The sequence below is a fragment of the Pseudorhodobacter aquimaris genome, assembly GCF_001202025.1.
Taxonomy (GTDB): domain Bacteria; phylum Pseudomonadota; class Alphaproteobacteria; order Rhodobacterales; family Rhodobacteraceae; genus Pseudorhodobacter; species Pseudorhodobacter aquimaris.
The window spans coordinates 1-2500 of record NZ_LGHS01000052.1 but is presented as its reverse complement, the minus strand read 5'-3'; the positions used below and the strand labels follow the sequence as shown (position 1 = coordinate 2500).

Genomic DNA, 2500 nt, shown 5'->3' with positions numbered 1-2500 from the left:
ACCTGAAACCGGACGCCTACAAGCAGTCGGAGGGACATCAGTCCTGACGGCGTACCTTTTGTATAATGGGTCAACGACTTAGTCTAACGAGCAAGCTTAAGCCGATAGGTGTAGGCGCAGCGAAAGCGAGTCTTAAAAGGGCGCATGAGTTCGTTGGATTAGACCCGAAACCAAGTGATCTAGCCATGTGCAGGATGAAGGTAAGGTAACACTTACTGGAGGTCCGAACCAACACCCGTTGAAAAGGGTCTGGATGACGTGTGGCTAGGGGTGAAAGGCCAATCAAACTTGGAGATAGCTGGTTCTCCGCGAAAGCTATTTAGGTAGCGCCTCGGACGAATACCATTGGGGGTAGAGCACTACATGGATGATGGGGGCCCACAGCCTTACTGAGTCTAAGTAAACTCCGAATACCGATGAGTACTATCCGGGAGACACACGGCGGGTGCTAACGTCCGTCGTGAAGAGGGAAACAACCCTGACCTGCAGCTAAGGCCCCTAATTCGTAGTTAAGTGGGAAAGCATGTGGGACGGCCAAAACAACCAGGAGGTTGGCTTAGAAGCAGCCATCCTTTAAAGATAGCGTAACAGCTCACTGGTCTAGATAAGCTGTCCTGCGGCGAAGATGTAACGGGGCTCAAACTACGAGCCGAAGCTCAGGATGTGTAGCAATACACGTGGTAGCGGAGCGTTCTGTGATATAGGACGCTGTGTATTTATGCTCCGCTTGCGGAACATAACATACACAATGTGCTTTCTGTGAAGCCGGGCTGTAAGGCATCCGGTGGAGAGATCAGAAGCGAGAATGTTGACATGAGTAGCGACAAAGAGGGTGAGAGACCCTCTCGCCGAAAGTCCAAGGGTTCCTGCTTAAAGCTAATCTGAGCAGGGTAAGCCGGCCCCTAAGGCGAGGCCGAAAGGCGTAGTCGATGGGAACCAGGTTAATATTCCTGGGCCGTGAGGTGGTGACGGATCAAGAGGTAGTTTGCCCTTATCGGATTGGGTGGGCTGCTGAGTGGTCCCTGGAAATAGCCCCTCTATAAGACCGTACCCTAAACCGACACAGGTGGACAGGTAGAGAATACCAAGGCGCTTGAGAGAACCACATCAAAGGAACTCGGCAAAATGCCTCCGTAAGTTCGCGAGAAGGAGGCCCCACTTTTAGGCAACTAGAGGTGGGGGGCACAAACCAGGGGGTGGCGACTGTTTACTTAAAACACAGGGCTCTGCGAAGTCGTAAGACGACGTATAGGGTCTGACGCCTGCCCGGTGCTGGAAGGTTAAAAGGAGGAGTGCAAGCTCTGAATTGAAGCCCCAGTAAACGGCGGCCGTAACTATAACGGTCCTAAGGTAGCGAAATTCCTTGTCGGGTAAGTTCCGACCTGCACGAATGGCGTAACGATCTCCCCGCTGTCTCTGATGTGGACTCAGCGAAATTGAACTGTGTGTCAAGATGCACACTTCCCGCGGTTAGACGGAAAGACCCCATGCACCTTTACTATAGCTTCGCACTGGCATCAGGATTGAGATGTGCAGGATAGGTGGTAGGCATCGAAACGGGAACGCCAGTTTCCGTGGAGCCTTCCTTGAGATACCACCCTTCTTACTCTTGATGTCTAACCGCGGTCCGTTATCCGGATCCGGGACCCTGCGTGGTGGGTAGTTTGACTGGGGCGGTCGCCTCCTAAAGTGTAACGGAGGCGCGCGAAGGTTGGCTCAGAGCGGTCGGAAATCGCTCGTTGAGTGCAATGGCAGAAGCCAGCCTGACTGCAAGACTGACAAGTCGAGCAGAGACGAAAGTCGGTCATAGTGATCCGGTGGTCCCGAGTGGAAGGGCCATCGCTCAACGGATAAAAGGTACGCTGGGGATAACAGGCTGATGATGCCCAAGAGTCCATATCGACGGCATCGTTTGGCACCTCGATGTCGGCTCATCTCATCCTGGGGCTGGAGCAGGTCCCAAGGGTACGGCTGTTCGCCGTTTAAAGAGGTACGTGAGCTGGGTTTAGAACGTCGTGAGACAGTTCGGTCCCTATCTGCCGTGGGTGTAGGAGATTTGAGAAGAGTTGCCCCTAGTACGAGAGGACCGGGGTGAACGTTCCACTGGTGGACCAGTTATCATGCCAATGGTAGTGCTGGGTAGCTATGAACGGACAGGATAACCGCTGAAGGCATCTAAGCGGGAAGCCCCCTTCAAAACAAGATCTCCCTTGAGAGCCGTGGAAGACCACCACGTCGATAGGCCAGAGATGTAAGTGCAGCAATGCATTCAGTTGACTGGTACTAATTGCTCGATAGGCTTGATTTGATCCAGAAAAAGCAAGGTTCAACATGAACCAAGCATTCGGAAACAAAGTCAAAAGCAAACATCACTACGTCACAAAGTGACGGCAGTGTAAAAACATGGAACAAGGATAAAGCCGCATAGCTTTGCCCCTGATGTTGTTACTTCCTGATAACCTCAGGAAAGCGTTTCTTTCTCGGTTTGGTGGTCATAGCG

The 2500-nt window shown here is 52.4% G+C and carries 1 rRNA gene (cut by a window edge); it reads left to right on the top strand.

Annotated elements, in window-relative coordinates:
* Positions 1-2308: ribosomal RNA gene (locus AKU94_RS08605) — 23S ribosomal RNA — on the top strand (it extends 530 nt beyond the left edge of the window).
* Positions 2309-2500 lie beyond the last annotated feature (192 nt).